The following is a 7,049-nucleotide window of genomic DNA, read 5'->3' on the forward strand; positions in this document are numbered from 1 at the left end:
ACGAGGTCGACAAGATCACCCGCAAGTCGGAAAACCCCTCGATCACCCGCGACGTCTCGGGCGAGGGGGTGCAGCAGGCGTTGCTGAAGCTGATGGAGGGCACGGTAGCCTCCGTGCCGCCGCAGGGCGGGCGCAAGCATCCGCAGCAGGAATTCCTGCAGGTGGACACCACGAACATCCTCTTCATCTGCGGTGGCGCCTTCGCCGGGCTCGACCGGATCATCGCGCAGCGCCACAAGGGCAGCGCGATGGGCTTCGGTGCCGACGTCCGCTCGCAGGAGGATCGCACCGTGGGTGAGGTGTTCACCGATCTGGAGCCCGAGGACCTGCTCAAGTTCGGTCTGATCCCCGAATTCGTCGGCCGCCTGCCGGTGATCGCCACGCTCGAGGATCTGGACGAGGATGCGCTGGTCGAGATCCTGACCGCGCCGAAGAACGCGCTGGTGAAGCAGTATCAGCGTCTTTTCGAGCTTGAGGACGTCACCCTTACCTTCACCGACGAGGCGCTGCGCGCCATCGCCCGCCGCGCGATCAAGCGCAAGACCGGCGCGCGGGGCCTGCGCTCGATCCTCGAGGACATCCTGCTCGACACGATGTTCGAACTGCCCGGCATGGAAAGCGTGACCGAGGTCGTGGTCAACGACGAGGTCGTGACCGGCGATGCCAAGCCGCTGATGATCTACGCCGACCAGAAGAAAGAGCCCGCCTCGGCCGGCTGACAGGTTTCGATTTCGAAAAGCGCGGCCCGCACCCAAGGTGCTGGTCGCTTTCGTTTTCAGCGCGGCATGTGGGTGTCGTGCACCGCGTCCGGGATGTCCTCGGGACACAGCGCAGGCCAGTCGCCATTGCCGATGAATCCGGCCTCGGCCAGCGCCGCGCCCGCGCGCGGCAGGTCCAGCTCGCCAAGGTCCAGCCGCTTGCGGTTCACCTGTCGGTCCCGCCAGACGCGCGAGAGTGTCTCGATCAGCAACGGCGGCCTCCCGGCGAAGGCAGCGATATGCGCCGCGATCTGGTCGGTCGCGCCCGAGCGGCGGCGCACGATCACGGCAACCTGCTGTTCGGGTCGTGCGAGGAAGGCGAAAAGGTGCAGCGCGGACCCCTCCGCCGCCACCACCTGCCGCGCGGCCTTGTAGCGGGCGGCCTGCGTGGCAAGATCGTGCCGCTCGGGGTGGAAGATCTCGTAGCCCTGCGCGGCCAGTTCCGCCTCCAGCCGATCCTCCCCGATCAACCCGCCGCGACCGGGCCCCAGCGCGCTGCGGCTGATGTAGAGCCGTTCCGGACCTTCGGGGGCAACGTCGCGGGCGAAGCGGGCTTGCATCGTGGCGCGAAAGGCGGCCGTCCCGGCCGTGATCGCGCCCAGCCCGAAGCCCTGGCCGGGCACGATCAGCTCCTGCACCTGCGCGGGATCGGCCTGCAGCCGCACGGGCAGGTCGATGCCCATCAGCGCGAAGAAGTCCCGATGAAACGCCGACATCGGCGCGTCGCGCCCGCGCCGGTCGATGAACAGCAGCCCGTCGAGCGGGCCGGTCTCCGCGTCGAGCGCCCAGAGCCGGGCAGGGGATTCCGCCACGAAATGCGAGAAGGTCCGCATGAAGACCCCGCCCCAGAGCCAGCGTCCCGAGAGCCGCGCCGCCGGCGGAGCGACGGGCGGCGGCGCGGTCAGCAGCCGCCGGTTGCGCCAGAGCGCCGCCTCGGGGACGAGCCGCCCCTCGGCGTCGCGCACGCCCGCGGGCGTGACGAGGCCCTGGCCGGTGGGCGGATAGACGCGCGCGCCAGTGACCGTCTGCAGCGAGGTGGACCAGCCTCCGTCCGGGTGCGGCGGGTCGCCCACCGGCTCGGCCGTGGCCCGTGCTGCATCGCGTTCCGCGCCCCACACCATGCGGGTCGAGACATCGTGCCGCCGCGCGAAGCCCTGGGCGCGCAGGATGTCCTTGGCGCGCCTCATGCCCTCTGGCCCGTAGATTTTCGGGTGGAATTCGATCACCACCGTGCGGAGGCCCGTAAGGTCCGCGTGTTCGAGAAGCTCCAGTTCCGCCCCCTCGATATCCGCCACCAGCACGGTGGGCCGGAAAGCGGCCCGCACCGCCGCAAAGTCCTCGGTCGCCACCTCCACCGGCTGCGTGCGCGCGCCGCCTGCAAGCGACGAGCCGAGGTAGGAGTTGTGGACATTGAAGGTAACGGTCTCAGGCCGCCCCGGTCCGGCCCAGAGCACCGCGTTGCGCACCGCGATGCGGTCGGTGAGGCCGTTGGCACGGTAGAGCGCCTGGATATGCGGCACGAGCGCCGGGTTCGCCTCGTAGGACAGGACCGCCTCTGGCTGCGCGCGCAGCGCGGTCAGCGCCCCCACGATGCCCAGGCCGGCCCCCAGTTCCAGCACCCGGTCACCGCGGCCGATCAGCGCGAGGGCTGCGCGAATCTCTTCCCCCTCGTAGCGCGCCGCTGCGATGCGGCGAATCCGCGTCTCGGTGAGAAAGGGAGAGGCGGGCACCTTGAGGCCCATGCACTCCGTCGCGATTGCCTGCTCCTGCATCCATGTCTCCGCAATCCCCCGCCCCGAACGTAGCGGCTTCGCAGCCCCCGGCACAGGGCGTCCTGCATCACCCGTGACACGCCGCGCCGCCCGTGCCACACCGGCCGCGCGCTCTGGACCTTGCGCCGGTGCTGGTCCATATGAGGGGCGTCAGCCGGAGGGCCGCATGGGTATCTTGAGCTTTCTCAACCGCGTCGCGACCTGGTGGAACGGGCAGACCATCGGCACGCAGATCTTCACCTGGCGCAACGGGGTCAAGGTGGGCGAGGACGAGGCCGGCAACGCCTTCTACCGCAACCGCGACGACACGAAGCGCTGGGTGATCTTCAACGGCGAGGCCGAGGCCAGCCGCGTGAGCCCCGACTGGCACGGCTGGCTGCACCATACCTGGGACGAGCCGCCGACAGAGCGCCCGATGGCACACAAGCCGTGGGAAAAGCCGCATCAGGAAAACCTGACCGGCACGCCCTTGGCCTATGCGCCGCCGGGGTCGATCCGGCGCGTGAATCCGGCCCCGCAGCGCGACTACGAACCCTGGACGCCGGAGTGAGCGCGCGATGAGCCACAGCGCGGGCGAGATCGTGCTGGGCGCCGCGGTGATCGTCGTCGCGGCCGGCTTCGTGGTCTATGCCGGCCAGGTGACGGGCTTTGGCGCAGAGCGCGGCGGCTACCCCCTGACCGCGAGTTTCCGGTCGATCGAGGGCGTGTCGGTCGGCACCGACGTGCGGCTCGCAGGCGTCAAGATCGGCACTGTCACGGACATCGACCTGAACCCCGAGACATATCGCGCGGACACCACCTTCACCGTCGATCAGGGGGTGCGCATCCCCGACGACAGCGCGGCGGTGATCGCGTCCGAGGGGCTGCTTGGCGGCAACTACCTCGAAATCTCGCCCGGCGGATCGATGTTCTACTTCGCGCCGGGCGACGAGGTCATCGACACGCAGGGCTCCGTCAGCCTGATCTCGCTGCTGATCCGCTTCGTCACGGGCGAGGAGGACGGGTGAGGCGTGCGGCTTCTCTGACCCTGGCGCTCCTGCTGGCCCTGTCGCCTGCCGCGGCGCAGGAGCCCGCGGAGCGTGGCACCGGCGCCGTGCTGCGCGGTCTCGACAAGATCAACGGCGAGGTCGAGGATGTGCGGCTGTTGAACGGCGCGCGCGTGTCGCTCGGCCGCCTTCAGATCCGGCTGACCGAGTGTCGCTATCCCGCCGGTAACCCCGCCGGCGATGCCTGGGCCTTTCTCGAAATCGCCGAGGAGGGGCGCCCCGATCCGGTGTTCCGCGGCTGGATGATCGCGTCCTCGCCCGCGCTCAACCCGCTCGATCACGCGCGCTACGACGTCTGGGTGTTGCGCTGCACCACGAGCTGACCCGAAGCGGGCAGGGGCGGCGCGGTGAAATCGGCGTGCCGCGCCAGCGCCTCGGCCAGCTTGCGGTGATATTCCGTCCGGCTGATCTCGACCCCGCCCAGCGAGGCCAGGTGCGGCGTCAGGAACTGCGTGTCGAACAGCACGAAGCCCGCCTGCCGCAGCCGGTCCACCAGCCAGGCCAGCGCGATCTTCGAGCCGTCGCGGCGGAGTGAGAACATGCTTTCGCCGAAGAAGGCCGCACCCAGCGTGACACCATAGATGCCGCCCGCAAGCTCGCCGTCCATCCAGACCTCCAGCGAATGGGCGTGGCCCAGGCGGTGCAGCGCCGTGTAGAGGCGGCGGATTTCCGCGTTGATCCACGTCTCGTCGCGGTCGGCGCAGGCGTCGATCACGCCCTCGAAATCGGCGTCCACCGTCACGCTGTAATCATCGCGCCGCAGCCGCTTGGCCAGCGAGCGCGAGATGCGTAGTCCGTCCAGCGGGATCACCCCGCGCCTGCGCGGATCGACCCAGAAGATCTCTTCGTCCTCGCGCCGCTCCGCCATCGGAAAGAGGCCCACGGCATAGGCGCGCAGCACGAGTGCGGGTGTCAGTCCCTCGCCGTCCTCCGTCGCCGCGCCCATCGGCCCGCGCTCAGGCGGCTGCCTGCCGCTCGAGCCATTGCTCCAGCCAGTGGATCGTGTAGGCGCCGCTGCGCACGGCAGGCTCCTGCAGCAGCGCGCGAAAAAGCGGGATGGTGGTGTCCACCCCGTCCACGATCAGCTCGCCCAGCGCCCGGTTGAGCCGCGCCAGCGCCTCGTCCCGGTCGCGGCCGTGCACGATCAGCTTGCCGATCAGGCTGTCGTAGTAGGGCGGGATCACATAGCCATCGTAAAGCGCCGAATCGATCCGCACACCAAGGCCCCCCGGCGCATGATACTGGGTGATGCGGCCCGGCGAGGGCGCGAAATCCGGCAGCCGCTCGGCGTTGATCCGCACCTCGATGGCGTGGCCGTTGATCACCAGATCGTCCTGCGTGAAGGACAGCGGCTGGCCGCCCGCCACGCGGATCTGTTCGCGCACCAGATCGACGCCAAAGATCGCCTCGGTCACCGGGTGCTCGACCTGAAGCCGGGTGTTCATCTCGATGAAGTAGAACGCGCCGTCCTCGTAGAGGAACTCGATGGTGCCCGCGCCGGAATAGCCCAGCTCGGCCATTGCTTCCGCGCAGATCGCGCCGATGCGCGCGCGCTCCTCGGACGTGATCGAGGGGCCCGGCGCCTCCTCCAGCACCTTCTGGTGGCGGCGCTGCAGCGAACAGTCCCGCTCCGCCAGATGCACTGCCTGCCCACGGCCGTCGCCGAAGACCTGGATCTCGATGTGCCGCGGCCGCTCCAGGTATTTCTCCAGATAGACCTCGTCGTTGCCGAAGGCGGCCTTGGCCTCGGCGCGCGCGGTCAGGAAGGCGCGCTCCATCTGGGCCGCGTCCCGCGCCACCTTCATGCCGCGCCCGCCGCCGCCGGCGGTGGCCTTCACGATCACCGGATAGCCGATCTCGGCCCCCAGCCGCAGCGCCTCGTCCAGCGACGCCACTCCGCCGTCGGAGCCCGGGACGCAGGGCACGCCCAATTGCTTCATCGTCTCCTTGGCCGCGATCTTGTCGCCCATGACCCGGATGTGCTCGGCCGAGGGACCGATGAAGGTCAGCCCGTGATCCTCGACGATCTGCACGAACTGCGCGTTCTCCGAAAGGAAGCCGTAGCCCGGATGGATCGCCTGCGCCCCCGTCACCTCGCAGGCCGAGATGATGGCGGGCATGGAAAGATAGCTGAGCGCCGCCGAGGGCGGGCCGATGCAGACGCTCTCGTCGGCCATGCGGACGTGCATCGCGTCCGCATCCGCGGTGGAATGCACGGCCACGCTGGCGATGCCCATCTCGCGGCAGGCGCGCACCACGCGCAGGGCGATCTCGCCGCGGTTGGCGATCAGGATCTTGTTGAGCATCGCGCGCCCCTCACTCGATGATGACGAGGGGGGCGCCGTATTCCACCGCCGCGCCGTCCTCGACCAGGATGCGCCGGATCGTGCCGGTGCGGGGCGCGGGGATGTGGTTCATCGTCTTCATCGCCTCCACGATGAGCAGCGTGTCGCCCTCTGCGACCTGCGCGCCGACGCTGACGAAGGGCGAGGCCCCCGGCTCGGGCTGCAGATAGACCGTGCCCACCATGGGCGAGGTCACCGCGCCCGGATGGGCGGCAGGATCCTCGGCGGGTGCGGGGGTCTCGGCGCGCGCGGTCTCTGCAAGGCCGGTCTCGGCCGGCGGCGTGGCGGCGGCGGGTGGCAGAGCCTGCGGCGCGGGGGCGGCGCCGCGCGCCGCGCGGCTCAGCGTGACGTCGAGCCGGTCATCCTCCCCCCGCCGCCGCTCCACCGTCAGTTCGGTCAGGTCGCTCTCGCGCAGGATCTCCGCCAGCGCGCGGATGAAGGCCACGTCGTCGTCATGCGGGGTCGTCGTCATCGGATCCTCGAGCCGTTGCCGGGCGCCGGGGCCCGCCTGGCCCCGGATCGGACCCTCTATAGGCGAAGGCTCCGGGTGAGGAAAGCGGGGTCGTGACGTGGCCTTGCGGTGAAGGTGTCGCCGGTTTCCGCGGCGGCTTGGCGCGATGCCCACGCTCCTCCGCCCGGAGTGGCGTCGCCCGGTCCGCGATCCGGGCCAGGCGAAGAAGATGCCAGCAGGGCAGGGGTCGACGACCGGGCTGTATCGGGCTGGCGATTGCCGCCAGCGCGCTGCTTCCGCATGGGTGCCGGAAGAAGCCTCGGGGGCAGCGGGCTGCTGCGCGCGCAGGAGCGCGGCGAGACGGATCGGCGCGGGGGGCGCGCAGTGGTCGCGCAGCCGGCGACCCGCCCAAGAGGTCGTGGGTCAGGGCAAACGCACCGACCTCTGCCAAAAGGAGCACCGGCGCGCGGGCACCGGCGCGGGCACGGACAGCCCGGCTGGCGCCGTCGCGCCGGCAGGCGGGAAGGCATGGACGCTCATGGCGCGGTGTCCGTCGCATCAGGCGCCGCCGCGCCTGTCGATCCTCGCCCACATCTCTTGCGAAACCGTTAACGGGTGCGGCTCACGCGGTCACCCTGTTCATCCTGTTCTGGACCAGGTCGTCGACGACGGCGGGG

General features: G+C 70.3%; 8 protein-coding genes. 4 read left to right on the forward strand and 4 right to left on the reverse strand.

What is annotated here, in order from left to right:
• Window positions 1-719 (forward strand): ATP-dependent Clp protease ATP-binding subunit ClpX (clpX, locus tag ACLFOB_RS13450; RefSeq protein WP_410926408.1); only part of this gene is annotated, 719 nt, incomplete at its 5' end.
• 56 nt (window positions 720-775) lie between these two features.
• Here the strand turns inward: clpX and ACLFOB_RS13455 are convergent.
• Window positions 776-2,530 (reverse strand): FkbM family methyltransferase, encoded by a 1,755-nt coding sequence (locus tag ACLFOB_RS13455; RefSeq protein ID WP_410926409.1) that lies wholly within the window; start codon window positions 2,528-2,530, stop codon window positions 776-778.
• 166 nt (window positions 2,531-2,696) lie between these two features.
• Here ACLFOB_RS13455 and ACLFOB_RS13460 point away from each other — a divergent pair, with 166 nt between their 5' ends.
• The 3 genes from ACLFOB_RS13460 to ACLFOB_RS13470 are packed head-to-tail and all read left to right on the forward strand — an operon-like array spanning window position 2,697 to window position 3,899.
• The gene (locus ACLFOB_RS13460; RefSeq protein ID WP_410926410.1) at window positions 2,697-3,080 is read left to right on the forward strand and encodes an NADH:ubiquinone oxidoreductase subunit NDUFA12; all 384 of its coding nucleotides are present in this window, start codon (window positions 2,697-2,699) and stop codon (window positions 3,078-3,080) included.
• A 7-nt stretch (window positions 3,081-3,087) separates the two neighbouring features.
• Complete coding sequence (mlaD, locus tag ACLFOB_RS13465) at window positions 3,088-3,537, forward strand: outer membrane lipid asymmetry maintenance protein MlaD (protein ID WP_410926411.1); 450 nt, start codon at window positions 3,088-3,090, stop codon at window positions 3,535-3,537.
• Entirely contained in the window at window positions 3,534-3,899 is a 366-nt protein-coding gene (locus ACLFOB_RS13470; protein ID WP_410926412.1) for a DUF2155 domain-containing protein, read from the forward strand. Before mlaD ends, ACLFOB_RS13470 begins: the two co-directional genes overlap by 4 nt.
• Here the strand turns inward: ACLFOB_RS13470 and aat are convergent.
• Genes aat through accB form a run of 3 tightly spaced genes read right to left on the reverse strand, consistent with a single transcriptional unit; the run spans window position 3,863 to window position 6,393 of the window.
• On the reverse strand, window positions 3,863-4,522 hold the full coding sequence (gene aat, locus ACLFOB_RS13475) for a leucyl/phenylalanyl-tRNA--protein transferase (RefSeq protein ID WP_410917496.1): 660 nt from the start codon (window positions 4,520-4,522) through the stop codon (window positions 3,863-3,865). The two genes, ACLFOB_RS13470 and aat, sit on opposite strands and share 37 nt — an antisense overlap.
• A gap of 10 nt (window positions 4,523-4,532) precedes the next feature.
• Window positions 4,533-5,882, reverse strand: a complete 1,350-nt coding sequence (accC, locus tag ACLFOB_RS13480) for an acetyl-CoA carboxylase biotin carboxylase subunit (RefSeq protein WP_410926413.1) — start codon at window positions 5,880-5,882, stop codon at window positions 4,533-4,535.
• A 10-nt stretch (window positions 5,883-5,892) separates the two neighbouring features.
• Complete coding sequence (gene accB, locus ACLFOB_RS13485) at window positions 5,893-6,393, reverse strand: acetyl-CoA carboxylase biotin carboxyl carrier protein (RefSeq protein ID WP_410926414.1); 501 nt, start codon at window positions 6,391-6,393, stop codon at window positions 5,893-5,895.
• Between the last annotated feature and the right edge of the window lie 656 nt (window positions 6,394-7,049).

The organism is Rhodosalinus sp. (genome assembly GCF_046542825.1).
Taxonomy (GTDB): Bacteria; Pseudomonadota; Alphaproteobacteria; order Rhodobacterales; family Rhodobacteraceae; genus Rhodosalinus.

Coding starts and splice junctions, on each gene's coding strand:
- ACLFOB_RS13455 (WP_410926409.1), bottom strand. CDS start 2,530: ATGCAGGAGCAGGCAATCGCGACGGAGTGCATGGGCCTCAAGGTGCCC.
- accB (WP_410926414.1), bottom strand. CDS start 6,393: ATGACGACGACCCCGCATGACGACGACGTGGCCTTCATCCGCGCGCTG.
- ACLFOB_RS13460 (WP_410926410.1), top strand. CDS start 2,697: ATGGGTATCTTGAGCTTTCTCAACCGCGTCGCGACCTGGTGGAACGGG.
- aat (WP_410917496.1), bottom strand. CDS start 4,522: ATGGGCGCGGCGACGGAGGACGGCGAGGGACTGACACCCGCACTCGTG.
- accC (WP_410926413.1), bottom strand. CDS start 5,882: ATGCTCAACAAGATCCTGATCGCCAACCGCGGCGAGATCGCCCTGCGC.
- mlaD (WP_410926411.1), top strand. CDS start 3,088: ATGAGCCACAGCGCGGGCGAGATCGTGCTGGGCGCCGCGGTGATCGTC.